The organism is Pseudomonas sp. NFR16 (assembly GCF_900108875.1).
GTDB lineage: Bacteria > Pseudomonadota > Gammaproteobacteria > Pseudomonadales > Pseudomonadaceae > Aquipseudomonas.
Genome location: NZ_FNYJ01000001.1, coordinates 457284 through 482093, shown reverse-complemented (window position 1 = coordinate 482093; position 24810 = coordinate 457284). Strand labels below are relative to the sequence as shown.

Here is a 24810-nt window from a genome sequence, read left to right as displayed (position 1 = left end):
CTGAGAACAGGACCACCATGTACGTATACGACGAGTACGATCAGCGGATCATCGAGGACCGCGTCAAGCAGTTCCGCGACCAGACCCGCCGCTATCTGGCCGGCGAGCTCAGCGAAGAAGAGTTTCGCCCGCTTCGCCTGCAAAACGGCCTCTACATCCAGCGTTTCGCCCCGATGCTTCGCGTTGCCGTGCCTTACGGTCAACTGACGTCGCGCCAGACTCGCATGCTGGCGAAAATCGCCCGCGACTACGACAAGGGCTACGCCCACATCAGTACCCGCCAGAACGTGCAGTTCAATTGGCCGGCGCTGGAAGACATTCCCGATATTCTCGCTGAACTGGCCACTGTGCAGATGCACGCGATCCAGACCAGCGGTAACTGCCTGCGCAACGTCACCACGGACCAGTTTGCCGGCGTCGCTGCCGATGAGCTGGTTGACCCGCGCCCATGGTGTGAAATCGTGCGTCAGTGGACGACATTCCACCCGGAATTCGCCTACCTGCCGCGCAAGTTCAAGATCGCGATCAACGGTTCCACGTCCGACCGTGCCGCCATCGAAGTCCATGACATTGGCCTGGAGCCAGTGAAGAACGCCGCAGGCGAACTCGGCTTCCGCGTGCTGGTGGGCGGTGGTCTGGGTCGTACGCCTGTCGTCGGTGCATTCATCAACGAATTCCTGCCATGGCAGGACCTGTTGAGCTACCTGGACGCCATCCTGCGCGTTTACAACCGCTACGGTCGTCGCGACAACAAGTACAAGGCCCGGATCAAGATCCTGGTCAAGGCGCTCACCCCAGAGGTCTTCGCCGAGAAGGTCGAGGCGGAAATGGCCCACCTGCGTGGCGGCCAGACCACTCTGACCGAAGCCGAAGTGCATCGCGTCGCCAGACACTTCGTCGATCCCGAGTACAAGGCGCTGGCCGACTACAGCACTGAACTCGCTCAGCTCGACAAAGAGCATCCGGGTTTCGCCCGCTGGCGTTCGCGCAACGTGCTGGCGCACAAGAAGCCCGGCTACGCTGCCGTGACGCTGTCGCTCAAGCCGACCGGCGTTGCCCCGGGCGACGTCACCGACAAGCAACTGGACGGCATCGCCGATCTGGCCGACCGCTACAGCTTCGGCCAACTGCGCACCTCTCACGAGCAGAACATCATTCTGGCCGACGTCGAGCAGAGTCAGCTCTTCACGATGTGGGGCGAGCTGCGCGAGCAAGGTTTCGCGACACCGAACATCGGCCTGCTGACCGACATCATCTGCTGCCCGGGCGGCGATTTCTGTTCGCTCGCCAACGCCAAATCGATCCCGATCGCCGAATCCATTCAGCGCCGTTTCGACGATCTGGACTACCTGTTCGACATCGGCGAACTGGACCTGAACATTTCCGGCTGCATGAACGCCTGCGGCCACCACCACGTCGGCCATATCGGCATTCTGGGCGTGGACAAGAAAGGTGAAGAGTTCTACCAGGTGTCCCTTGGCGGCAGCGCCAGCCGGGACGCTAGCCTGGGCAAGATCCTTGGCCCATCCTTCGCACAGGACGCCATGCCGGACGTGATCGAGAAGCTGATCAATGTCTACGTTGAGAAACGCAACGAGGACGAGCGCTTCATCGACACCTACCAGCGTATCGGCATCGACCCTTTCAAGGAGCGCGTCTATGCAGCGAATCATTAAGAACAACGAAGTCATCGACGAAACCTGGCACCTGTTGCCCAAGGACACCGAGTTCGGCAGCCTGTCCAACTGCGACGACCTGATCGTTCCGCTGGCCTTGTGGCGCGAGCACAGTCACGCGTTGAAAGCGCGTGATGGTGGCCTGGGTGTCTGGCTGGACAGCGATGAAGAAGCCGAAGAAATCGGTGACGACGCCAATCAGTTCCAGGTCATTGCCCTGAACTTCCCGGCGTTCACCGACGGACGCAGCTACTCCAACGCTCGCCTGCTGCGCGATCGCTACGGCTACAAAGGCGAATTGCGTGCGATCGGCGACGTGCTGCGCGATCAGTTGTTCTACCTCCATCGCTGCGGCTTCGATGCCTTCGCCATTCGCGCGGACAAAGACCCGTACGAAGCGCTGGCCAGCCTGCGGGACTTTTCGGTGACGTATCAGGCAGCCACCGACGAGCCCTTGCCTTTGTTCCGTCGCCGTTGATCCGGCGCTGATACAGAGGCAACAAAAAGCCCCGGTTTCGTGAGAAGCCGGGGCTTTTTCGTGCCGCCTGTAATAGGGCGTTTGCCCGTGAAGACCGAATTCAGCCGCTGAAAACGAAGCGGTCATCCCGTTGGTTTCATGAGTACTCCTCAAGGGGCCGGCATTTGCCAGGCTTTCAGGCTGAGCACAAGACCTGAGCAAATGCTCCACGAAGACTGATTTCCAATCACTGCCTGTTGACTGCACGCCCCGGCCTCTTCCCGGCTAAAGCCGGTCCTACAGACGCCGCAAGCCTCTCGTAGGACCGGCTTTAGCCGGGAAGGCGCTCGGTCATCTATCCGGATCGAGGCTGACACACCGCGTCGCGGGATAAGCCACGCTCCTGCAGATCCCGTCAGATCCGGGCAAAACAGTTCGGGTGCGCAAACCCGTTCAAATCGTCGAGATTGCGTAAAGACCCGGCCGTTACCAAAACCGCTGTTGCGTCAGCTTGCTCCACCAGCCGGTCACCAGCCGGTCGACCGACGCGCTCGCGGCGAGACCGACGCGCTCTTGCAGGCTCTTGCGTTCGGCGTAATGCAGATGGAAAACGTCGGCAGATTTGGCCTTCTCGGACAGGTACTCGTCGCTGGTCTTCAGCTCATCCACGAGTTGTTTATCCTTGGCCGCCATGCCCAGCCAGACTTCGCCGGTGGCCACTTCATCGATCTGCAGCTGCGGACGATAGCTGGCGACGAAGTTCTTGAACAGCTCGTGAGTGATGTCCAGGTCCTGCTGAAACTTCTCGCGGCCTTTCTCGGTGTTTTCGCCAAAAACCGTCAGCGTGCGCTTGTACTCGCCGGCGGTCAGCACTTCGAAATCGATGTCGTGCTTTTTCAGCAGCCGGTTGACGTTAGGCAGCTGCGCAACCACGCCGATGGAACCCAGCACCGCAAAGGGCGCGCTGATGATGCGATTGCCGATACACGCCATCATGTAGCCGCCGCTGGCCGCAACCTTGTCGATGCAGATGGTCAACGGAATGCCTGCCTGCCGGATACGGGCCAATTGCGAAGACGCCAGGCCGTAGCTGTGCACCATGCCGCCACCGCTTTCCAGACGCAGCACCACCTCATCCTTGTCGGTGGCCAGGGTCAGCAGTGCAGTGATTTCATGACGCATGCTTTCGGTGGCTGAGGCTTTAATGTCGCCATCGAAATCCAGCACGTAAACGCGTGGCTTGACGTCAGCCTGTTTCTTTTCCTTCTTCAGGTCCTTGGCCTGTGCCTTGCGCAGCGCCTTGAGTCGGGCCTTGTCGAGCAGCGAGCCTTCAAGGCGGTCACGCAGGCCCTTGTAGAAATCGTTGAGCCTGGTCACGTGCAACTGACCGCCGCCAGCCCGCCGACCACGGCCGCGCAGCGAGCCGATGACCACCAGCACCACGACGATCGCAATCACCACGGTGACGGTTTTTGCCAGAAAGCTGGCGTAATCGAACATGAACTCCACAGAAACTCCTTACCTACACGTCAGAACCTTTATGTAAGGTCCGTACAGATCGCGAACGGATCAAGCATACCGGCGCGCCCCGCGCCGAGCCAGCGACACGAGGCAAACCGCCGGCGAACGACCAATTCAAACAAGCGTATGTTTTTTCATTGACAGACCCCGCGGCCTCCTCATAACCTCCCAACACTTTCAACGTACCGGGATGACGCGGACGTGGGCAGCATCTATCTGATACGACATGGCCAGGCCTCCTTTGGTGCAGACGATTACGACGTCTTGTCGCCCACAGGTTATCGCCAGGCCGAAATCCTCGGCGCGCATCTGGCGCAGCTGGGGCTAAAATTCGATCGCTGCGTGTCAGGAAGCCTGTTTCGTCAGCGCCACACGGCCGAAACCGCCCTCGCCCAGCTCAATGCCGCGGGCCTTGAAATCCCCGCTCTGGAAATCGACCCTGCGTTCAATGAATTCGACGCTGAAGGCGTGATTCGTGCGCTCTTGCCAGCGATGCTGCCGGACGAACCCGAGGCACTGGAGGTCATGCGTAACGCCGCGCACAACCGCGCCGAATTCCAGCGCCTGTTCGCACTGATCATCGGCCGCTGGCTGGGCGGCGAACACGACACGCCTGCCCTGCAGAGCTGGCTGGCCTTCGTCGCCCAGGTCCGCAGTGGCCTTGATAGCATTCTCGACAGCGCCGCCGCCAACGACCGCATCGCCGTTTTTACCTCAGGCGGAACCATCACCGCCCTGCTCCACCTGATCACCCGGATGCCCGCAACCCAGGCATTCGAGCTCAACTGGCAAATCGTCAACACCTCGCTCAACCAGCTCCGGTTTCGCGGTCGCGAGGTGACCCTGGCTTCCTTCAACAGTCACGCGCATTTGCAACTGATGAAGGCGCCGGAGCTCATCACCTACCGCTGAGCCCGGCCTATCGCACCCGCAAGGTGCCAGCAATCACACAAACAAAGGATGACACCATGACCTCCGTAGCCGACGCCGTACAAGCCATGAAAGCCAAGTTCAACCCGGATGCCGCTGCGGGCCTGGACCTGGTTTTCGGTTTCCGTATCGACGAAACCAAAAACTTCTCGCTGGTCGTCAAAGACAAGACCTGCGAACTGCAGGAAGGCGAAAACCCTGACGCACAAGTGACCCTGGTCATGGATGGCGAAACCCTGCAAGGCATCGTCAGCGGCGAGACCGACGGCATGCAGGCGTTCATGGCCGGCAAGCTGCGCGCCGAAGGCGACATGATGCTGGCGATGAAACTGAGCGAACTGTTTCCATCGTAAGTGCAATGAGCGCGCTCCCGCCCGGACCGCGCTTTTGCCCACTGAACCGAAGCGTTGCCGCTTCGGTTTTTTTATGCGCCGGGATTTGTGCGCGACGTTGATCAAGGCCACTGATCAGCCTGTAACACGCTCACCAATAAGGCCGCGTCCGGCTTGTTCGAGGCGCACGGCGCGCATTAGATTAGTCAATGATCATCGCCTTCCAGAATAAACAGCAGGGATAAGCATGGCGCTAACTGACCAGTCCACTCAGGTTCGATCCGGCGAAGAGCTGGATGCTGCCCTGATCGACCCTTACCTCAAATCGCACATTCCCGGCCTGACGGGCAGCGCGCAGATCAGCCAGTTTCCCGGCGGCGCTTCCAATCTGACTTACCTGTTGAAATACCCGGAGCGGGAGTTCGTCCTCCGTCGCCCGCCGTTTGGCCACAAGGCCAAAAGCGCCCACGACATGGGTCGCGAATTCCGGATCCTCAACCAGCTGCGCGATGCCTTCCCTTACTGCCCCAAAGCCTACGTGCATTGCACCGACGACTCGGTGATCGGTGCCGAGTTCTATGTCATGGAGCGCGTCGAAGGCATCATCCTGCGCTCGGAGCTTCCTGGCGAACTCAACCTTGACGCCAGCCAGACTGAAGCGCTGTGCAAAAGCTTCATCGACAAGCTGGTCGATCTGCATCAGGTCGACTACAACGCCTGCGGCCTGGGCGATCTCGGCAAGCCGCAGGGCTATGTCGAGCGGCAGATCCGTGGCTGGACCGAGCGTTATGACAAAGCGCGCACAGCGGATGCACCAAGCTGGGAGAAGGTGGCGCGCTGGCTGGACGACAAAAAGCCCGCCGATCATCCCGACTCAAGTCTTGTGCACAACGACTATCGCTTCGACAACGTCATCCTCGACCCCGGCAACCCGATGCAGATCATCGGCGTGCTGGACTGGGAGCTGACCACGCTGGGCGATCCGCTGATGGATCTGGGCAACAGCCTGGCGTACTGGATTCAGGCCGATGACCCAGCGCCCGTGCAACTGATGCGGCGCCAGCCCAGTCACGCGCCGGGCATGTTGACCCGTGCCGGCTTCGTGGCCTATTACGCCGAGCGCTCGGGCATGCGCATCGACAATTTCGACTTTTACTACACCTACGGGCTGTTCCGTCTGGCCGGTATCGTTCAGCAGATCTACTACCGATTTTTCCATGGCCAGACCCAGGACAAGCGGTTCGCTCAGTTCATCCACATGAACACGCTGCTGGAACGCATGGCGCTGCAAGTGATCGACCGTTCCAGCCTCTGATTCCGTTTGCGACTCGATAAGGAAGACACCATGTCCAAGACTCAACTGTTCGACCTCGACGGCAAGATCGCCTTCGTCTCCGGCGCCAGCCGCGGCATCGGCGAGGCCATTGCCAGACTGCTCGCGCAGCAAGGCGCCCACGTCATCGTCTCCAGCCGCAAGATCGAAGGCTGTCAGCAGGTCGCCGATGCCATCATCGCCGAAGGTGGCAAGGCGACGCCGATTACCTGCCATATCGGCGAGATGGAGCAGATCACTGCGGTTTTCGCGCAGATCAAGGAACAGTTCGGACGCCTCGACATTCTGGTCAACAACGCCGCGACCAATCCGCAGTTCTGCAACGTGCTGGACACTGACCTGGGCGCCTTTCAGAAGACTGTCGACGTCAACATCCGCGGCTACTTCTTCATGTCGGTGGAAGCCGGCAAGCTGATGCGCGAACACGGCGGCGGCAGCATCATTAACGTGGCGTCGATCAACGGCGTTTCCCCTGGCGTATTTCAGGGCATCTACTCGGTGACCAAGGCCGCCGTGATCAACATGACCAAGGTATTCGCCAAGGAATGCGCGTCGTTCGGCATCCGCTGCAATGCCCTGCTGCCGGGCCTCACGGACACCAAGTTCGCCTCCGCGCTGGTCAGCAACGAGAAGATCCTCAACACTGCGCTGGCCCAGATTCCCCTCAAGCGCGTCGCCGACCCGAGCGAGATGGCCGGCGCGGTGCTGTATCTGGCCAGCGATGCGTCGAGCTACACCACCGGCGTGGCACTGAACGTGGATGGCGGTTTCCTGTCCTGAACGCAATGTGACAGCGCTGACGATTCGCTGTGGGAGTGAGCGCGCTTACTTCCACCGATTTTTCAAGCCTGCTCAATTGCAAGCCGCTTTGCAGTGAGGCGAATCTGAGGCCTTTTTGATGGAATAAAGATTCCATTCACCCTCACGGGCGAATACATTTTCCGCACAACAACATGCCATCAAGGGTCGCTGTTATGCGCGAATCATCGCTTCCAAATCTGGGGGTCGGCCTGATCGGCACCGGGTTCATGGGCCGTGCCCATGCACTGGCCTTTCACAATGCCCGCACCACCTTCGAACTGCCCTTCAACCTCAAACTTGCCGCACTGGCCGATGCCGACGCCGCGCGCGCCGAACACTGCGCACAGTCGTGGGGATTTGATCACAGCCATGCCGACTGGCAGCAACTCATCAGCGATCCGAGCGTGCAACTGGTGGCAATCACCACGCCCAACCATTTGCACTTCCCCATGGCGATGGCCGCCCTTGACGCAGGTAAAGCGGTGTATTGCGAAAAGCCTCTGGCCGTGAGCCTCGAGCAAGCCCGGCAGATGCACCGCGCGGCGCAGTCGGCCGGGGTGGTGACCCGCGTCGGCTACAACTATCAGCACAATCCCATGATCGGTCTGGCCCGCCAGATGATCGAAGATGGCGAGTTGGGCCACATCATCAGTTTTCAAGGCGAATTCAGCGAAGATTTCATGGGCGACCCCCAATCGCCCTGGTCATGGCGATGCGAACAGGCGCATGCCGGCGGCGCGCTGGCCGATCTGGGCAGCCACTTGCTGGCCATGGCGCGCTACCTGCTCGGTGACATCGAAGCGGTCTGCGCCGACTCACAGACTGTCCATGGCCAGCGCCCCACCACGCGAGGCGGCCAGGAACAGCGCCCGATCGCCATCGACGACCACACCTACGCGCTGCTGCGCTTTGCCAACGGCGCGCGAGGCACCTTTGCCAGCAGCTGGCTCAAGCACGGTTACAAGAATCACCTGAGTTTCGAAATTACCGGGACCCAAGGCACGCTGGCATTCGATCAGGAGCGCCTGAACGAGCTGCGGATCTACCGTCCGGGCGCGCCGGGACGCGACGGTTTTCAACGGCTTCTCGCCGGCCCGACGCAGCCCGGCTATGCGGCATTCTGTCCGGCGCCAGGCCATCAGTTGGGCTACAACGAACTGAAAACGCTGGAGGTGCATGCCCTGATTCAGGCGCTGTGCGGGCAAGGAAACGAAGGGCCGGACTTTGCCGAAGCCCTCGAGATAGAAAGGCTGGCAACCGCCATCCGCATCGCCGCCAGCGAGATGCGCTGGGTGACGGTTTCCGACATCTGAATCGGCGAATGCGAGAGTGAGTCAGTCTGAGGCTCGAGGCAGGTGCATCGAATACCGCCTTTCGCGAACGAGTGGCCACACGCACGTAACGTGTTCGTCCTGAAACCGGGATTCGCTCTGCAATACGCGCTGGCTTACGGGTAGAATGCCGGGCTTCCGGGCAGCCATTCTGCCCGTCTGCCAAGTAAGCTCAGTCATGCCGTTCGAACTCACCGTAGACCTCACCACGCTGGTGGTGCTCGCCCTTGTCGCCTTCGTAGCCGGTTTCATCGATGCCATCGCTGGCGGCGGCGGGTTGTTGACCACGCCTGCCCTGCTCACCGCCGGCCTGCCACCGCATCTGGTGCTGGGCACCAACAAACTCAGCTCGACCTTCGGCTCAGCCACCGCAGGTTTCACCTTCTACCGACGCAAGCTGTTTCATCCCGCACAGTGGAAGCGCGCGTTGCTCGGCACCGCTGTCGGCTCGCTGATCGGCGCCGTGGTCGCGCACTACCTGCCGGCCGAGCTGCTCAACCAGATGCTGCCGGTGATCGTGTTTGGCTGTGGCGTGTACCTGCTGTTTGGCGGAACACCCAAGGCGCCGCTGGACAGCGACGCGCCGATCAGCACCAAGTGGCAACTGCCGCAAGGGCTGGGACTGGGGTTTTACGACGGCGTGGCAGGTCCCGGCACGGGCGCGTTCTGGACCGTCAGCACGCTGCTGATGTACCCGGTCGACCTGGTCAAAGCCAGCGGCGTGGCGCGCAGCATGAACTTCGTCAGCAACGCCGCAGCGCTGACCATCTTCGCGATCAACGGGTCTGTGGATTGGGCCATCGGCCTGGCTATGGGCTCGGCACTGATGGTCGGGGCATTTCTGGGCGCAAGGACAGCGATCCAGGGCGGTGCGAAATTCATCCGCCCTGTGTTCATCACCGTCGTGCTCGGCTTAACTGTCCGCCTGGCCTGGCAGCACTGGTTCGGGGGCGCCTGAGCGCTGCGCCAGGTAGAGATCGATCAGGTAGCGCGCAATGGAACGACTGGCCGGTAACGGCGGCATGTCGTGGATGCTGAACCATTGCGCATCTTCGATCTCGTCGGCCTGAGGGACGATCTCACCACTCTCGTATTCAGCGTGAAAACCCAGCATCATCGAATGCGGAAACGGCCAGCACTGACTGCCCTTGTACTGGATGTTGCGGACCTTGATCTGCACCTCTTCCATGACCTCGCGACGCACGCAGTCCTCCGCCGACTCGCCCGGCTCGGCGAACCCGGCCAGCGTGCTGTAGACGCCCGTGACGAAGCGCGGCGAGCGTGCCAGCAACACTTCATCACCACGGGTGATCAGCACGATCATGCTCGGCGAAATCCGCGGATAGGCGCGCAGGTCACAATGGCTGCAGTACATCGCACGCTCACCCGGCACTTGCTGCGTCGGCTGCCCGCAATTCCCGCAGAATCGATGCTCACGGGCCCACGTGCTGATCTGCGCGGCGTAACCGAGTAACTGGAAGATATCGGCATCATCGGCGAGCATGAACTGGCGCAGCGTCTGCCAGCGCATGCCTTCGAGTTCTACCGGATGCCTGAGCACCTGCACGTACACCGGCTCGCCATCGAAATGGCCGATACCGTGCTCACTGATCAACGGCAGGTCCTGGCGCTTGAGCCATTCCCGGGGAAACATCACCCCGTTATCGTCAAGCAGGAAACCCTGATCACTGTGGACCACGGCCCAACCGCCAGGCGCCTGAACATCAAGCACTGCGGTGGTCCAACGCCTGGGGCGCGTCATGAAGCTACTCCTCTTGTGAGCAGACCTGCGCCGCGCAAGGCTCAGGCCCTGCGCTCAGAGACGGCAGATCGCTGCGAATGCACAACCATCGGTCAATTGTCGAAAACCGGCTTCTGTTTGCCCATGTGGGCGACCATGGCCAGCTTCAGGTCCGCCGATTGCAACATGGCAGCGTTCCAGGTGGCAACGTATTCCAGGCCATCATCGACACTGTGATCGCGCATGTAACCGATCATTCGCTTGCTGCCACCGACGGCGATCGGCGATTTGGCAGCGATCTGCCGCGCGACCGCGAACACCCCTTCGAGCAACTGCGGGGTGTCGGCAAACGTGCGGTTGACCAGGCCGATGCGCAGCGCTTCCGCTGCATCCACGTTACGACCGGTATAGGCCATCTCGCGCATCATGCCGTCGCCGATCAGGCGGGGCAGACGCTGCAAGGTCCCGACATCGGCGGCCATGCCCATGTCGATTTCACGGATGGAAAACAGCGCATCGTCGGCGGCATAGCGCATGTCGCAGGCGCTGATCAGATCGATGGCGCCGCCGATGCAATAGCCCTGAATTGCCGCCAGCACCGGCTTGCTGCAGCGGTCGACCACATTGAATGACGCCTGCATCTGCAGGATCTTGCGACGCAGCAGGCGCGCATTGCGACCGACATCCTTGCCCAGTTCGTTGGCGACCGAGGCCAGCAGCATCAAGTCGATGCCCGATGAAAAATGCTTGCCCGCACCACTGAGCACGACTACCCGAATCTCGTCAGTGTCTTCAACCCACTGGAAAATATCGATAATCTCGCTCCAGAATGCCGCGTTCATGGCGTTGATCTTTTCTGGACGATTGATTTGCACATGAGCGATATGGTCGTTGAGTTCGACCTTGAAAGCGCTGTAGTCGGACACGATGATGATCCTTGATCGGGCAGTGACGGGGCGGGAATCCATGACGCTCGACTATAGCAAGCCGACAGGGCCGCTCGCAGGCCACGGTTGCGCCATTTGCCGGACAACGAAGCAGCACGGCTGCCTCGATCTGCCAGCATTCGGCCATTTAAAACTGAACGGTCGGTCATGCCGGCGGTCCAGAGTGTTGGCGGTAAAGAACCGGAATATCCCGGTATCAACGCTGCCTGGGCGAGCGATGATGAATCGGCGCTCGACCCTTTCTCAGGTCGCAAGAGGGCGATACTTGACTACATCAAAAGCGGCAACCGGCATCGTGGGCCTGGACGACATCCTTGCGGGTGGTCTTTCGCGCAGTCATGTATTTCTTCTGGAAGGAGAACCCGGAACCGGCAAGACCACCGTTGCGCTGCAGTTTCTGCTGGCTGGCGCGGCGGCGGGTGAACGCTGTCTGTATATCACCTTGTCTGAAACCGAACGCGAGCTGCGCGAAGGCGCCCTGTCCCATGGCTGGGAGCTGGATGAGCAGATCGTCGTGTTTGAGCTGACGCCGCCTGAAGACCTGCTCAATGCCGAGCACCAGCAAAGCCTGCTGTACTCCTCGGACCTTGAGCTGGGTGAAGCAACCAAGCAGATTTTCGAAGTGGTCGGAAAGGTCCGTCCTTCCCGGGTGATCATCGATAGCCTCTCGGAAATCCGCCTGCTGGCGCAGAGTTCCTTGCGCTATCGCCGGCAGATTCTGGCGATCAAGCATTACTTCGCGCGCTACGACGCAACGGTGGTGCTGCTCGACGATCTGACCACCGAGTCGCTGGACAAGACCGTTCACAGCGTCGCCCACGGCGTGATTCGCCTGGAAGAGCTCACGCCGTCCTACGGCGCCGAGCGTCGTCGTCTGCGCGTCGTGAAGTACCGCGGGCAGAAATACCGCGGCGGCTACCATGACTTCACCATCCTGGCTGACGGCGTCCACGTGTTCCCGCGCCTGATCGCGGCCGAGCACCGCAAGACCCGTGGCAGCCAGCCGATCAGCAGTGGCATCCAGGAGCTGGACGATCTGCTGGGCGGGGGCATCGACAGCGGCTCGAGTACGCTGATCCTGGGCCCGGCCGGCACCGGCAAGTCTCTCATATCCCTGGTTTTTGCAGCCTCTGCAGTGATGCGCGGCGAGCGCGTCGGCCTGTTCATTTTCGATGAAGAAATGGGCCTGCTGTTCGAGCGCATGAAAAAGGTCGGCATCGATCTGTATGCCTTGCAAGCGACCGGCAATCTGCTGATCGAACAGGTCGACGCGGCTGAACTGTCACCGGGTGAGTTCTCTCACCGGGTACGCCGCAGTGTCGATGAAAAACAGATCCGTACCGTGGTCATCGACAGCCTCAACGGCTATCAGGCGGCGATGCCGGAAGAAAATGCGCTGGTGCTGCACATGCACGAGTTGCTGCTCTACCTGAACCGTCAGGGCGCTTCCACGTTCATGACCGTGGCCCAACACGGCCTGGTCGGCGACATGCGCGCCCCGGTGGACATCACCTACCTGGCGGACACTGTGATTCTGTTGCGTTACTTCGAAGCATTGGGCAAGGTGCGCCGAGCCATTTCCATCATCAAGAAGCGCACGGGGACCCATGAATCGACCATTCGCGAATACCGCATCAGCGGCTCCGGTATGAAGATCGGTGCACCGCTGGAAGCGTTCCAGGGCGTACTGCGCGGCGTGCCTCATTATTTCGGCGAGAGCAATCCGCTGCTGCGGGACGAGGACACGTGAGTACACCTGGACAACTCTCGGAGCGGGCAATCATCCTTGCCCCGCACGGCAGGGACAGTCAGATCGCCCTGATGATCCTGCAGGAAGCAGGATTCCCGGCCATCATCACTCACGACCTGGGCGGCATGTGCCGCGAACTCATCTCCGGCGCGGGGCTGGCGATCATCGCCGACGAAGCCTTGCGAGGGGTCGACATCAACCCGCTGCTCAACCTGCTGGCCAATCAGCCGGCCTGGTCGGATCAACCCATTGTGCTGCTCACGCACCATGGCGGCCCGGACCAGAATCCTTCGGCGCGTCTGGGCAAACTGCTGGGCAACGTGACGTTTCTCGAGCGCCCGTTTCACCCCGCCACGCTGGTGAGCCTGGTGACCACCGCCGTGCGCGGCCGGCGTCGCCAGTACGAGGCACGCAGTCGCATGGAAGACCTGCGCGAAAGCGAACAGCGTCTGCAGCATGCGCTGAAGGCCGGGCGACTGGGGTCGTGGCAGCTGGAGGCGGAATTCTTCGAGCTCGATTGCTCGGCAATCAGCAAGACCCACTTCGGCCGTGACGAACACGCGCCGTTCACCTATCACGACTGGCTGGCTTCGGTGCATCCCGAAGACCAGCCGCGGATGCAGTCGGCGCTGCAGCGCAGCCTGGACAGCGGCGACGACTTCATCATCGAGTTTCGCAACCTCTGGCCCGACGGCTCGCTGCACTGGGTCGATGTGCGCGCCAGGGCCATCCGCGCCCGCAACGGTCGCGTCAGCCTGCTGGCAGGCGTGACCTCGGACATCACCGAGCGAAAGCTGGCCGAGCAGCAGTTGCGCCGTCTCAACGAAACCCTCGAACAACAGGTCGAGGAGCGCACCTCGCAATTGCGTCATAATGAAGAAGTGTTGCGTCAGTCGCAGAAAATGGAAGCCGTGGGCCAGCTCACCGGCGGCATTGCCCACGACTTCAACAACATGCTCACCGGCATTATCGGCAGCCTGGAATTGCTCAGGCGACGTCTGGCGCGAGGCCGTACGGAAGATCTGGACGGCCTGATCGATCTTGGCGTGACGTCCGCCAACCGGGCCGCCGCGCTGACCCACCGGCTGCTGGCATTTTCACGTCGGCAATCGCTGGACTCCAAACCGGTAGAGATGAACGAGCTGGTCAACTCCATGGGCGAATTGCTGCACCGCAGCGTAAACGAAAGCATCCGTCTGGACATGTGCCTGGATCCGCAATTGTGGACAGCCGAGGCCGACCCCAACCAGCTCGAGAGCGCCCTGCTCAACCTGGTGCTCAACGCGCGGGACGCGATGCCTGACGGCGGCATGCTGATGATCGAGACGTTCAACCGCAAGCTGGACCGCGACTTCACCAACGCCTACGAGAACCTGCTGCCGGGTGATTACGTGGTGCTCAGCGTGAGCGATACCGGATGCGGCATGCCGGAGAACGTCATCAGCCGGGCATTCGATCCGTTTTTCACGACCAAGCCGATCGGCCAGGGCACCGGCCTGGGTCTGTCGATGATCTACGGGTTTACCAAGCAGTCACACGGGCACGTGTCGATAGAAAGCCAGGTCGGCAACGGCACTACGGTGCAGTTGTTCCTGCCACGCTTTCGCGGAGAAACCCAGGTTGAAGAACCCACCGAGCAGACTACCGCGACGGAGGCACGCGAAGGCGAAACGATCCTGATCGTCGAAGATGACCCGGCCGTGCGCGCATTGGTGAGTCAAGTGCTCAGCGAGCTGGGCTATGCGTATCTGGAGGCGGGTGACGCAGTGGGTGCGATCCCTATTCTCGAGTCGCCTCAACGCATCGACTTGATGATCAGCGACGTAGGCCTGCCCGGCATGAACGGGCGCCAGCTGGCCGACATCGGCCGGCAGATGCGCAACGACCTGAAAGTGTTGTTCATCACCGGTTACGCGGAGAACGCCGGCGCTCGTGCCGGCTTCCTCGACACCGGCATGCAGATGATCACCAAACCGTTCGCGTTCGATCAGCTGACGGCCAAGGTGCGGGAAATGATTGAGGGGTGAGCCACCGGCAGCAGCCGTTTGGCCCTTTTCAGGAATAAGCGTGCTCGCGGTTACGGCGGATCGGTCATCGCATTCAATGCCCAACCGTCGCAATCGCGAGCACGCTCACAGCTGAAGATGCATGGCGCGCTTCAGTTCAGCAGGCTCTGAATCTGCGAATGCAGGGTGTCCATGGTGAACGGCTTGGCCAGGATTGGCGCTTTGCGCGCGATGGGGCTGCCCGATTCGACGATTTCCGCCGGGTAACCGCTGATGAAAATCACCTTCAACTCGGGCCGCAACTTGACCGCCGGTTCGGCAATCATCACACCCGACACGCCGCCCGGCAGTCGATAATCGGTGATCATCAGATCCAGATGGGGTTTGGTCGCGAGGATTTCGAATGCCTGCTCACCGTTTTCGGCCTGCAGAACCCGATAGCCCTCTCCCGACAGGTAGTCGGAGAGCAGCATGAGGATCAGCGGCTCGTCTTCGACGATGAGTACGACATTTTCTGCATCAGAGCTCATTGGAACGCCTTCGATCTTGTAAATAGCTGCCATTACGACCATGACCCGCGCAGGAGGTTGCGCAGAAAAATCAGTTATTTAGCCGGACGGTCGCAGGGTTGCGGTTGGACATGCGGGATAATCCGACGGCAAGGCTCTGGCTCGAGCCTGCCGTCGCCAGACAGGGCTTAAAGTGGCAGGCTGACGCGGAAAACCGAGCCTGCGCCCTCCTCGCTTTCGACGCTGATCCGACCCCCGTGTGCGACGACGATCTGATCGGAAATGAACAGCCCCAGCCCAAGCCCCGAGATGGCATGACTGGCCGATACCCGCTCGAACTGCTGAAAGATACGCTTCTGGTTCTCGGCACTGATGCCGATGCCCTGATCGCGCACTTCCACATACGCCTCGTTGCCCTCGCTGTAGACGCGGACCTCAATGGGCTTGTGCGCGCCATAGCGCAGTGCGTTGGTCAGCAGGTTCGCCACCACCTGTTCGATGCGGAATTCATCCCATACGCCGATGACCGGCTCGCTGGCGTGCAATGTGACCACGCTTTCGGCTGCGGCGATCTGCGCGGCGTAACTTTCCACCAGATTGACCACCAGTTCGGAGAGGTCGAACGGGCTGGTGCGGATCGACAGCTTGCCGGTGCGAATGCGCGACACGTCGAGCATGTCCTCGATGAGCCGGATCAGGCTCTGAATCTGCCGCTCATCGCGGTCGACCATGGCCTTGAGCTTGTCCATGGTGAACGCCGACGCATTGTCCTTGGCCAGGTGCAATTTGCGCAACTGGGTTTCCAGGATCAGGCCGTTGAGGGGCGTACGCACCTCGTGGGAGACGATGGACATGAAATCGTCACGCATGCGAATCGCATGCTCCAGCTCGTTCTGCGTGGACTTCAGCTCACGCAGCAGCGCCTCTTGTTCCTGACGGCTGCGCTCGAGTTCCTCCAGTTGCTGTTTGAGGGCCTTGCGCTGACGATAAAGGTCGACGAAGACGTTGACCTTGCTCTTGACCGCGTGAATATCCAGCGGCTTGTGCAGGAAATCCACGGCCCCGCTTTCGTAACCTTTGAACGCGTAGTTCAACTCCCGACCTGCGGCGCTGACGAACACGATCGGGATGTTCTTGGTCTTTTCGGTGCCACGCATCATTTCCGCGAGTTCGAAGCCGTTCATGCCAGGCATCTGCACGTCGAGGATCGCCATGGCGAACTCGTGCTCCAGCAACAGCGACAATGCTTCGTCGGCAGACAGCGCCTTGAACACTTGACGGTCTTCGCGTTTGATCAACGCTTCGAGCGCAAGCAGGTTCTCGGGCAGATCGTCGACGATCAGCAGTTTGGCTTTGATTTCACTCAGCATGCAATTCGTTCCAGCTCGACAAGCAACAGGCCGATGTCGGGCAAAGGCAAGAGAAAGTCCGGTGTATGCAGGGCCAGCGCAGCTTCGGGCATGGTGCGCGCCAGCGCCTGCGCCGGATCCTGGACCACGGTCAGACCACCGTACTCCTTGATTCGTGCCATACCCCGGGCACCATCATTGTTGGCACCGGTGAGCAGCACGCCTGCAAGCCTCGCGTCGTAAGCGTCAGCGGCGGATTCGAAGAGAATATCGACGCTGGGCCGGGAGTGGAAAACCCGCTCTTCCTGACTCAGGGACAGGCTGAAATCGGACTCCACAGAAAGGTGATAACCCGGCGCTGCGAAGTACAGCGTGCCAGGGGCGATGGTTTCTTTGTCGTCGGCTTCCTTGACCGGTATCGCAAGGTGCGAACGGAACACCTCGGCCAGATGGCTGCGTCGTTCGTCGGGCAGATGCAGCACGGTCAGGATCGGCAACCCGAAGCCTCGGGGCAGCCGCCGGAAGATGGTCAACAAGGCTTCGACGCCACCCGCCGACGCTCCCACGACGATGGCGTCGACCACCGGCAAGGCGGGTTGATCGGGGTCAATACCGGTAAAGGACGTTTTCATGATTTGCGGTAGATCCGCTCTTGTTTGACCAAGGGTTCGAATTGATCTTTATAACCGGAGAAATCCAGGGTTTCCTTGCTGCCCAGCACCAGAAACCCGCGATGACACAGCGATTCGTGGAACAGACCGAACGCACGATCCTGCAGTTTCTTGTTGAAATAGATCAGCACGTTTCGACACGAGATCAACTGTGTTTCGGAAAACACACTGTCGGTGGCCAGACTATGGTCCGCAAAAGTGACATTCTCACGCAGCTTCTTGTCGAAGATCGCATGGTCGTAGGCGGCGGTGTAGTAATCGGAAAACTGACGTTTGCCGCCGGCCTTCAGGTAATTGGTGTTGTAGCCTGGAATGTGGTCCATCGAGAAAATGCCTTGCTTGGCTTTTTCCAGAGAGCTGGGATTGATGTCGGTGGCGTAGATGATTGCGCGGTCGAGCAGGCCTTCCTCGCGCAACAGAATCGCCATCGAATACACCTCCTCCCCCGTGCTGCATCCGGCGATCCATATTTTCAGCGACGGGTAGGTCTTGAGCACCGGCACCACTTCCTGACGAATCGCCAGGAAGTGTGACGGGTCGCGAAACATCTCACTGACCGGAATCGTCAGGAACTGCAGCAATTGCATGAACGCGGACGGATCATGCAGCACGCGCTCCTGCAAGGCCGAAATGGTCTTGAGCTCGAACTGACGCAACGCGTGGGCGACGCGCCGCTTGACCGACGCGCCCGAGTAATCGCGAAAGTCGTAGCTGTACTTTAGATAGATCGCCTCAATCAGCAAGCGCAATTCGATATCGGCGTTTCTCTCATGAGACATCAGCAAAATCCGGGCTTTCTACGAGGGTGGTCAATTGATCCGATCCATTCAGATACGTTCCATCTTCGGCAACCACACGCGAATCAGCGAGAACAGACGATCCAGATCGATCGGCTTGGCCAGGTAATCGTTAGAGCCCGCCTGCAGGCAGCGGTCCTGATCGTCTTTCATGGCCTTGGCGGTCACGGCGATGATCGGCAGCTTGCGCCAGCGCGGGTCCTTGCGGATCTGCATGGTCGCCTCGTAACCGTCCATCTCCGGCATCATCACGTCCATCAGCACCAGATCGATGTCTTCGATGGTGTTGAGTTTGTCGATGGCTTCCAGCCCGTTGCGCCCCACCTCGACGATCGCGCCCTTGTGCTCCAGCGCGCTGGTCAGGGCGAAGATGTTGCGCACGTCATCGTCGACCACCAGGATCTTGCGGCCCTCGAACACGCGGTCGCGGCTGCGGGCAGTCTTGAGCATTTTCTGACGCTCGTTGGACAGCTGCGACTCGACCTTGTGCAGGAACAGCGTGACCTCGTCGAGCAGGCGTTCCGGCGAGCGCGCGCCTTTGATGATGATCGTGCGCGAATACTTGAGCAGCTCGGCCTCTTCATCGCGGGTCAGGTTGCGCCCGGTGTAGACGATGACCGGCGGGAACGCGCAGATCTCATCGGTGGACATGCGCTTGAGCAAGTCATTGCCGAGCATGTCCGGCAGCTTGAGGTCGATGATCATGCAGTCATAAGCGTTATCGCGCAGCAGCTCCAGCGCGTCCTGAGCGAATCCGACGGCGGTGATCTCGATGTCGTCGTCCCCGATCAGTCGAGCGATACTGTCGCGTTGCAGCGCGTCATCTTCAACCAGCAGAACGCGTTTGACCTTCTGCGTGAGCTTGGCTTCCAGACGCGCGAACACGTCTTTGAGCTCTTCGCGGGTGGTCGGCTTGACCGCGTAACCGATAGCGCCCATCTGCAACGCGGCTTCCTGACGGTCCTCGACGGAAATGACGTGCACCGGAATATGCCGTGTCGACGGAATTTCCTTCAGGCGCTGCAGGACCGTCAGTCCGGAATGATCGGGCAGGCGCATGTCCAGCAATATGGCGTCGGGCAGGAAGCCGGACGCCAGATCGAAACCTTCGTCCGCGGCATGAGCGACCAGGCAGTAGTAACCCAGCTCATGAGCCAGATCGAAGAGGATGTGCGCGAATCGGACTTCGTCTTCGATCACCAGAATGCAACGCTTGTTGAAAGGCGCTTTTTCGCGGTCATCAGGGAAGCGCGGGATCGGCTCGACGACCGGGGCAACGACCGGAGCAGGCGCAGGGACGGGCAACGGCGGCGCCGGTTGGGCGACGACAGGCGGCGCCTCGGCATACTGCGACGGCGTCGACTCCACATACTGCTCAGGCAGCACGAGGGTGAAAATGCTGCCCTGACCGGGCGCACTGGTCACCGAGATCGAGCCGCCCAGCAGGCTCGCCAGATCGCGGGAAATCGACAGTCCCAGGCCCGTACCGCCGTAACGGCGGTTGGTGGTGCCGTCAGCCTGACGGAACGCCTCGAAGATGCTTTCTTGCTGGTCTTCGGCGATACCGATGCCGGAATCGCGCACCGTGAACGCCACGCCACCGCCTGGTTGAGGCGACACGGTCAGGCTGACCGCGCCGCTCTCGGTAAACTTGACGGCATTGGAGAGCAGATTCTTGAGGATCTGCTCCAGGCGCTGACGGTCGGTGTACAGCGACACCGGCGCACCTGCCTGAACTTCGACGGAGAAATGCAACTGCTTGTCGGCAGCCAGTGGTTCGAAGGTCATGCGCAGTCCATCGACCAGACGGCTGACGCTGCTGTTTTCCGGGCGCACGTCGAGCTTGCCGGCTTCGACTTTGGAAATGTCGAGGATGTCGTTGATCAGGTTCAACAAGTCATTGCCAGCCGAATAGATTGATTCGGCAAACTTGACCTGTTCTTCGGTAAGGTTTTCCTGCGGGTTTTCCGCCAGCAGCTTGGCCAGAATCAACGAACTGTTGAGCGGCGTGCGCAGCTCATGGGACATATTCGCCAGGAACTCGGACTTGTACTTGCTCGAGCGCTGCAACTCGTCGGCGCGAGCTTCGAGTTCGACCTGGGCAATGTTCAATTCTTCGTTGTTGCGGTCTAGCGCGTCGCGCTGCTCGGCCAACGCCTTGCTCTGCTCGGCGAGCTGCTCGTTGGTCTGCTCAAGCTCCGCCTGCTGGGTCTCCAGGTGCACCTGGGACTCCTTGAGAATCCGCGACTGCTCTTCGAGCTCTTCGTTGGCGGTGCGCAATTCTTCCTGTTGCACTTGCAGTTCTTCATTGAGCTGCTGGGTCTCGGCCAGGACTTCCTGCAGGCGCTGGCGATAACGCGCCGCTTCGATGGACGTGCCGACGTTTTCCGCCACCAGTTCGAGAAACTCGATATCGCGCTGAGTCAACTCGCGCAGAAAGCCCAGTTCGATGACGCCATTGACCTGATCGTCATTGCTGGTCGGAACCACTACAACACTGCGCGGATCACCTTCGCCCAGCCCGGACGTGACCTTGAAATAATCGTGCGGCACGTCGTTCAGGGTAATGATTTCGTCTTGCTCGGCGGCCTTGCCGACCACGCCTTCGCCGCCATGAATGGACTGTTCCTGCAGTTCCTGCTGACGCGAGAAACCATAGGACGCGACGCGGACCAGGCCACCGTGTTCCTGACGCACATACACCGCGGCAACCACCGCGCCCAGATAATGCGCGAAGAACTGCAACACGTTGCGTCCGAGCAAGTTGAGGGTCAGTTGCCCGATCACCTGCTCGGCCAGCTCGCTCTGACCGTTGCGCAACCAGGCGACGTGCGCCAGGCGCTCGGCGTCTTCCTGTTGGCTTTTTATGTTTGCGGCATACGTACTGGACAGTGCGGTCATGTCACGGCGCCCGACCCAGGCCAGAATACCGCTGACGATCAGGATGAAACCGATGTAGGCCGACACTGAAATGATCGTCGTGCGAGTCACGTCGGTGTTGCGCGTCAGACGCAATTGATGCTCGATATTGGCAGCCTGTTCGTACTGATCGCGTATTTCGTCGGCCAGACGCTTGCCCCGCCGGTTCTGAATGGGCGTCGCGTAGTCACCATTGGTACGGCGCAACGTGATCATTTCCTGCGCGAACTGGTTCCACGACTCCTGCAACGACGCCAGACGCTTGAAGCGGTCCACTTGGTCGGGATTGTCGCCCACCAGTTCTTCGAGCCCGTTGAGCTCGGAAATAATGCTCGGCTTGGCCACCTCGTACGGATCGAGGAAACGTTCATCACCCGTGAGCAGGAAGCCGCGCATGCCGGTTTCCATGTCCACCGCCAGCTTCAGCGAACGGTTGATGTTATTAATGACGCGGTCGGTGTGTTCCACCCACTGGATGGCCGACAGCAGATAAGTGATCAGTACGACAAAGAAAACGGCGCTGAGGACGCCGACCCCGAGGGGTAAAGTGACGTTGCGGCTAAGAAGTTTGCGGAAACGTTGCTCATCGACGGCAGAGGTTTGGATCATCGCAAGGACTCGGGCGGATTCGTCTAAACGACGGAGTTTGCCGGAATGTTCAGCAAAAAACTCCAGCTTCTGACATATAAGGTTGAATTTTCTGACTTTAGCTGAGGAATGAAACCCGGCGCACTATACGTTTGAGTGATCCGCACATGCCAGAACATCCGTTTGAATTGTGTTTTTGATGTCCGGATGTTGTCACAATTGCAGGCCTTGCTATCCAATGGATCGGGCGCTGTTTGTTCGGTCGAGGCTTTGTCATTTTGAAGGAAATATTCATGTCCAACCCGGCCAGCACAATTCTGGTGGTTGAAGACGACAACATCGTACGGATGTTGATCGTCGACGTTCTTGAAGAGCTGGAATACAGCGTGCTCGAAGCGGCCGATGGCGCCGAGGCCATGGCCTTCGTGCAAGACAAGGCGCAATTGATCGCGCTGATGATGACCGACAAAGGCCTGCCGGACATCGACGGCATCGAGCTTGCCAGGCAAGCCAGGAAAGAACGCCCGGACATGCCGGTGCTGTTCGCCAGCGGTTACGCCGAGACCATTGATGTGCCGGATGGCATGCACTCGATCGGCAAACCTTTCTCCATCGACCAGTTGCGCGACAAGGTGAACAGCATTCTTGGCCACTGAAACAACCCCCGCCGCGCACCTGCTGATCATCGGCTACGTATGGCCTGAACCCCGCTCGTCGGCCGCCAGTGGGCATGTCATGCAACTGACCGAGTGTTTCCTGGAACGGGGCTGGCGAATCACGTTTGCAAGCGCCGCCACCGAGGGCGAACACAAGGCCGACCTGGCCGCGATGGGCATCCGCGAGGTCGCCATCGCCCTCAACGACAGCAGCTTCGACCGCTTCATCGCTGACCTTCAACCGGATGTCGTGCTGTTCGACCAGTTCCTGATGGAGGAACAGTTCGGCTGGCGCGTGGAGAAACATTGCCCGCAGGCCGTGCGCGTCCTCGAGACCTCCGATCTGCAGAGCCTGCGTCACGCCCGTCATCAGCGGGTCAAGGATCTGTTGCAAGGCAAGCCCGATGCCGACCTGTCTGGCTATTTCAAACTGGACGACGACGCGCTTTTCGCGCTCATGGCCGAGAGCGATATTGCCCGGCGCGAGATCGCCGCGATCTATCGCAGCGACCTGAGCCTGATGGTTTCAGACATGGAAATCGAGTTGCTGACCCGCCGGTTCGCGCTGCCGGCCGCATTGCTACTGTGGGCGCCGCTGCTGGTGCGCGAGGTGCCTGATCACGGCAAGGGATTCGATGAGCGCGCGCATTTCCTGACCATCGGCAATTTCCGCCATGCGCCGAACTGGGACGCAGTGCTTTGGCTCAAGCACTCCATCTGGCCGCTGATTCGCGCGCAAATGCCGAACGCGCAATTGCACGTCTACGGCGCCTACACCCCGCCCAAGGCGGCCGCGCTGCACAACGCCGCGCAAGGCTTTCACATCATGAACTGGGCCGAGGATGCTCTCGAAGTGATGTCCGCTGCCCGGGTGTCGCTGGCGCCGTTGCGCTTTGGCGCCGGTATCAAAGGTAAAGTGATCGACGCGATGGTTTGCGGCACGCCGACCGTCACCACGCCCATCGGCGCCGAAGCGATGCACGGCGAGTTGCCCTTCCCTGGCGCCGTCGCCACTGACGCGCAGCGCCTGGCCGATGAAGCGGTTCGCCTGTATACCGATCAGGCGCGCTGGGAAAAGGCACAACGTGAGGGCTGGCAGGTGCTGCAGGCGCGTTTTCGCCATGCACAGCACTGCAAGACGCTGATCGAGCGCATCGACCAGCTGCGCGCCAACTTGCCCGCTCACCGCACCGCAAACTTCACCGGCGCGATGCTCCGCCATCACTTGCACAAGAGCACGCAATACATGTCGCAATGGATCGAGGCGAAGAACCGCAAGATGTAAGACCGCACCACGCTCGCGCCGCGAAGGCCGCGTCGAGGTGGTGTTTGTCTGAGGCGCGGTGGCTGTATTCTGCGCTTCGAATGGTGCACATTACCTTCCGTGCTTCTTACGAACCGGCAACACCATGACAAAAACAACAAGAATCACCGATCCTTCCTACGAACTGATGGACGACCACAACGGGCTGTCCATCATCTACCGGGAACATGGCTTTCCTTGTCCGCTGGTGCGCTGGCACTTTCACAAGGAGTACGAGCTGCATTTGATCGTGGCCAGTTCCGGCAAGGTGTTCGTCGGCGATTACATCGGTAACTTCTACCCTGAATCGCTCTTTCTCACCGGCCCCAACCTGCCTCACAACTGGATCAGCCAGATCGAAGAGGATGAGGTGGTGCCCAAGCGCGACATGCTGGTGAACTTCACCGAAGAGCTGCTGGAAAGCGGCAACCAGGTGTTTGCCGAGCTCAAGTCTCTGGCGCCGTTGCTCGAACGGGCGCAGTACGGCATCGAGTTTCGCTGCAAGCGCACGATCCGCCAGGCCACCCGGCTGATGCAGAAGATCGCCGACTCCACGGGCATGACCCGCCTGGGTCACTTTTTCATCCTGCTGGAGTTGCTGGCCGCCAGTGACGACTTCCAGCTGCTGTCCGGAACGACAGCCTCGCAGCTGTCGGACGATCATGCCGTCGAGCGCACCAACAAGGCGGTGGACTACATCTTCACGCACTACGCCCGCGAATTGCCCCTCGAAGAAGTGGCCGAGTATCTGGGCATGAAGCCGACGTATTTCTCACGGGTGTTCAAGCAGGCGACCGGCCGCTGCTTCGTCGAGTTTGTCAATCGGCTGCGCATCAGCAAATCCTGCGAGCTGCTCGCCGACGGCGACAAACCGGTGACTGACGTGTGTTTCGAGTCCGGGTTCAACAACATCTCGAACTTTAACCGGCGCTTCCAGAAGCTCAAAGGCATGACGCCCTCCCATTACCGACGCCTCGCCGTGCAGCGCCTGACCGAACAGAACCTGTACTGATTCACCCTCTTTCCACGCTCATCGACTACGCTGGAACTGCGCCGCCCCGTGCTGGAACGCAGTTTTAGAGCGTCGTCACCTGAACTCTCAGTGCAAAAAAGTATCAGTTCGAGTGCCTCGCAGGATTTGTCATCGTCCGGGCAGACCGTTGTAATCAACTGACATTCTTCCTGACCTCCGG

21 protein-coding genes are annotated in these 24810 nt (G+C 60.3%); 13 read left to right on the top strand and 8 right to left on the bottom strand.

Annotated elements, in window-relative coordinates; genetic code table 11:
• The first annotated feature begins 17 nt into the window (after window positions 1–17).
• Both BMZ10_RS02270 and BMZ10_RS02265 read left to right on the top strand, forming a co-directional pair.
• Window positions 18–1676, top strand: a complete 1659-nt coding sequence (locus BMZ10_RS02270) for a nitrite/sulfite reductase (RefSeq protein ID WP_093458428.1) — start codon at window positions 18–20, stop codon at window positions 1674–1676.
• Window positions 1660–2154 carry a DUF934 domain-containing protein gene (locus tag BMZ10_RS02265; protein ID WP_093458427.1) on the top strand — a complete coding sequence of 165 codons (495 nt, stop codon included), beginning with the start codon at window positions 1660–1662 and terminating at the stop codon, window positions 2152–2154. The genes BMZ10_RS02270 and BMZ10_RS02265 overlap by 17 nt, the downstream gene beginning before the upstream one ends.
• Before the next feature lie 465 nt (window positions 2155–2619).
• Here BMZ10_RS02265 and sohB read toward each other — a convergent pair whose 3' ends face one another.
• The gene (gene sohB / locus BMZ10_RS02260; protein ID WP_093458426.1) at window positions 2620–3642 is read right to left on the bottom strand and encodes a protease SohB; all 1023 of its coding nucleotides are present in this window, start codon (window positions 3640–3642) and stop codon (window positions 2620–2622) included.
• Window positions 3643–3855: 213 nt separating this feature from the next.
• On the opposite strand from sohB, the gene BMZ10_RS02255 reads away from it, so the two are divergent.
• From BMZ10_RS02255 to BMZ10_RS02230, 6 genes are all read left to right on the top strand, one after another.
• Window positions 3856–4566, top strand: a complete 711-nt coding sequence (locus BMZ10_RS02255; protein WP_093458425.1) for a histidine phosphatase family protein — start codon at window positions 3856–3858, stop codon at window positions 4564–4566.
• Between the two features lie 56 nt (window positions 4567–4622).
• Window positions 4623–4937 carry an SCP2 sterol-binding domain-containing protein gene (locus tag BMZ10_RS02250; protein WP_093458424.1) on the top strand — a complete coding sequence of 105 codons (315 nt, stop codon included), beginning with the start codon at window positions 4623–4625 and terminating at the stop codon, window positions 4935–4937.
• Between the two features lie 226 nt (window positions 4938–5163).
• The gene (locus BMZ10_RS02245) at window positions 5164–6231 is read left to right on the top strand and encodes a phosphotransferase family protein (protein WP_093458423.1); all 1068 of its coding nucleotides are present in this window, start codon (window positions 5164–5166) and stop codon (window positions 6229–6231) included.
• A gap of 30 nt (window positions 6232–6261) precedes the next feature.
• Window positions 6262–7029 carry an SDR family oxidoreductase gene (locus BMZ10_RS02240; protein ID WP_093458422.1) on the top strand — a complete coding sequence of 256 codons (768 nt, stop codon included), beginning with the start codon at window positions 6262–6264 and terminating at the stop codon, window positions 7027–7029.
• 194 nt (window positions 7030–7223) lie between these two features.
• Window positions 7224–8363 carry a Gfo/Idh/MocA family protein gene (locus BMZ10_RS02235; protein WP_093458421.1) on the top strand — a complete coding sequence of 380 codons (1140 nt, stop codon included), beginning with the start codon at window positions 7224–7226 and terminating at the stop codon, window positions 8361–8363.
• Between the two features lie 196 nt (window positions 8364–8559).
• Window positions 8560–9339: a TSUP family transporter gene (locus tag BMZ10_RS02230; RefSeq protein ID WP_093458420.1), complete on the top strand. Its 780-nt coding sequence runs from the start codon at window positions 8560–8562 to the stop codon at window positions 9337–9339.
• Here BMZ10_RS02230 and nudC read toward each other — a convergent pair.
• Window positions 9295–10143 carry an NAD(+) diphosphatase gene (gene nudC / locus BMZ10_RS02225; RefSeq protein WP_093458419.1) on the bottom strand — a complete coding sequence of 283 codons (849 nt, stop codon included), beginning with the start codon at window positions 10141–10143 and terminating at the stop codon, window positions 9295–9297. The genes BMZ10_RS02230 and nudC overlap by 45 nt on opposite strands.
• A 92-nt stretch (window positions 10144–10235) precedes the next feature.
• Window positions 10236–11048 (bottom strand): crotonase/enoyl-CoA hydratase family protein, encoded by an 813-nt coding sequence (locus BMZ10_RS02220; protein WP_093458418.1) that lies wholly within the window; start codon window positions 11046–11048, stop codon window positions 10236–10238.
• Between the two features lie 241 nt (window positions 11049–11289).
• On the opposite strand from BMZ10_RS02220, the gene BMZ10_RS02215 reads away from it, so the two are divergent.
• Window positions 11290–12819, top strand: a complete 1530-nt coding sequence (locus BMZ10_RS02215) for an ATPase domain-containing protein (protein WP_093459900.1) — start codon at window positions 11290–11292, stop codon at window positions 12817–12819.
• Window positions 12816–14846, top strand: coding sequence for an ATP-binding protein (locus BMZ10_RS02210; protein ID WP_093458417.1), 2031 nt, complete (start codon window positions 12816–12818; stop codon window positions 14844–14846). The genes BMZ10_RS02215 and BMZ10_RS02210 overlap by 4 nt, the downstream gene beginning before the upstream one ends.
• A 131-nt stretch (window positions 14847–14977) precedes the next feature.
• Here BMZ10_RS02210 and BMZ10_RS02205 read toward each other — a convergent pair whose 3' ends face one another.
• From BMZ10_RS02205 to BMZ10_RS02185, 5 genes are all read right to left on the bottom strand, one after another.
• On the bottom strand, window positions 14978–15355 hold the full coding sequence (locus BMZ10_RS02205; protein ID WP_093458416.1) for a response regulator: 378 nt from the start codon (window positions 15353–15355) through the stop codon (window positions 14978–14980).
• Window positions 15356–15522: 167 nt separating this feature from the next.
• A complete protein-coding gene (locus BMZ10_RS02200; RefSeq protein WP_093458415.1) occupies window positions 15523–16704 on the bottom strand; it encodes a hybrid sensor histidine kinase/response regulator in 1182 nt (393 codons plus the stop codon).
• The gene (locus BMZ10_RS02195) at window positions 16698–17315 is read right to left on the bottom strand and encodes a chemotaxis protein CheB (protein ID WP_093458414.1); all 618 of its coding nucleotides are present in this window, start codon (window positions 17313–17315) and stop codon (window positions 16698–16700) included. The genes BMZ10_RS02200 and BMZ10_RS02195 overlap by 7 nt, the downstream gene beginning before the upstream one ends.
• Window positions 17312–18133, bottom strand: coding sequence for a CheR family methyltransferase (locus BMZ10_RS02190; protein WP_093458413.1), 822 nt, complete (start codon window positions 18131–18133; stop codon window positions 17312–17314). The genes BMZ10_RS02195 and BMZ10_RS02190 overlap by 4 nt, the downstream gene beginning before the upstream one ends.
• Window positions 18134–18181: 48 nt before the next feature.
• The gene (locus tag BMZ10_RS02185) at window positions 18182–21679 is read right to left on the bottom strand and encodes a response regulator (protein ID WP_093458412.1); all 3498 of its coding nucleotides are present in this window, start codon (window positions 21677–21679) and stop codon (window positions 18182–18184) included.
• 272 nt (window positions 21680–21951) lie between these two features.
• Here BMZ10_RS02185 and BMZ10_RS02180 point away from each other — a divergent pair, with 272 nt between their 5' ends.
• The 3 genes from BMZ10_RS02180 to BMZ10_RS02170 all read left to right on the top strand — a co-directional run bounded on the left by BMZ10_RS02180 (window position 21952) and on the right by BMZ10_RS02170 (window position 24629).
• Complete coding sequence (locus BMZ10_RS02180) at window positions 21952–22314, top strand: response regulator (RefSeq protein WP_093458411.1); 363 nt, start codon at window positions 21952–21954, stop codon at window positions 22312–22314.
• A complete protein-coding gene (locus tag BMZ10_RS02175) occupies window positions 22304–23599 on the top strand; it encodes a glycosyltransferase (protein ID WP_371265914.1) in 1296 nt (431 codons plus the stop codon). Before BMZ10_RS02180 ends, BMZ10_RS02175 begins: the two co-directional genes overlap by 11 nt.
• 124 nt (window positions 23600–23723) lie before the next feature.
• Window positions 23724–24629, top strand: coding sequence for an AraC family transcriptional regulator (locus BMZ10_RS02170; RefSeq protein WP_093458410.1), 906 nt, complete (start codon window positions 23724–23726; stop codon window positions 24627–24629).
• The last annotated feature ends 181 nt before the right edge of the window (window positions 24630–24810 follow it).

Bases quoted from the DNA above. Each gene is read 5' to 3' on its own strand.
- BMZ10_RS02270 (WP_093458428.1), top strand. From the start codon at position 18: ATGTACGTATACGACGAGTACGATCAGCGGATCATCGAGGACCGCGTC.
- BMZ10_RS02265 (WP_093458427.1), top strand. From the start codon at position 1,660: ATGCAGCGAATCATTAAGAACAACGAAGTCATCGACGAAACCTGGCAC.
- BMZ10_RS02250 (WP_093458424.1), top strand. From the start codon at position 4,623: ATGACCTCCGTAGCCGACGCCGTACAAGCCATGAAAGCCAAGTTCAAC.
- BMZ10_RS02245 (WP_093458423.1), top strand. From the start codon at position 5,164: ATGGCGCTAACTGACCAGTCCACTCAGGTTCGATCCGGCGAAGAGCTG.
- BMZ10_RS02240 (WP_093458422.1), top strand. From the start codon at position 6,262: ATGTCCAAGACTCAACTGTTCGACCTCGACGGCAAGATCGCCTTCGTC.
- BMZ10_RS02235 (WP_093458421.1), top strand. From the start codon at position 7,224: ATGCGCGAATCATCGCTTCCAAATCTGGGGGTCGGCCTGATCGGCACC.
- BMZ10_RS02230 (WP_093458420.1), top strand. From the start codon at position 8,560: ATGCCGTTCGAACTCACCGTAGACCTCACCACGCTGGTGGTGCTCGCC.
- nudC (WP_093458419.1), bottom strand. From the start codon at position 10,143: ATGACGCGCCCCAGGCGTTGGACCACCGCAGTGCTTGATGTTCAGGCG.
- BMZ10_RS02215 (WP_093459900.1), top strand. From the start codon at position 11,290: ATGAATCGGCGCTCGACCCTTTCTCAGGTCGCAAGAGGGCGATACTTG.
- BMZ10_RS02205 (WP_093458416.1), bottom strand. From the start codon at position 15,355: ATGAGCTCTGATGCAGAAAATGTCGTACTCATCGTCGAAGACGAGCCG.
- BMZ10_RS02200 (WP_093458415.1), bottom strand. From the start codon at position 16,704: ATGCTGAGTGAAATCAAAGCCAAACTGCTGATCGTCGACGATCTGCCC.
- BMZ10_RS02195 (WP_093458414.1), bottom strand. From the start codon at position 17,315: ATGAAAACGTCCTTTACCGGTATTGACCCCGATCAACCCGCCTTGCCG.
- BMZ10_RS02190 (WP_093458413.1), bottom strand. From the start codon at position 18,133: ATGTCTCATGAGAGAAACGCCGATATCGAATTGCGCTTGCTGATTGAG.
- BMZ10_RS02185 (WP_093458412.1), bottom strand. From the start codon at position 21,679: ATGATCCAAACCTCTGCCGTCGATGAGCAACGTTTCCGCAAACTTCTT.
- BMZ10_RS02180 (WP_093458411.1), top strand. From the start codon at position 21,952: ATGTCCAACCCGGCCAGCACAATTCTGGTGGTTGAAGACGACAACATC.
- BMZ10_RS02170 (WP_093458410.1), top strand. From the start codon at position 23,724: ATGACAAAAACAACAAGAATCACCGATCCTTCCTACGAACTGATGGAC.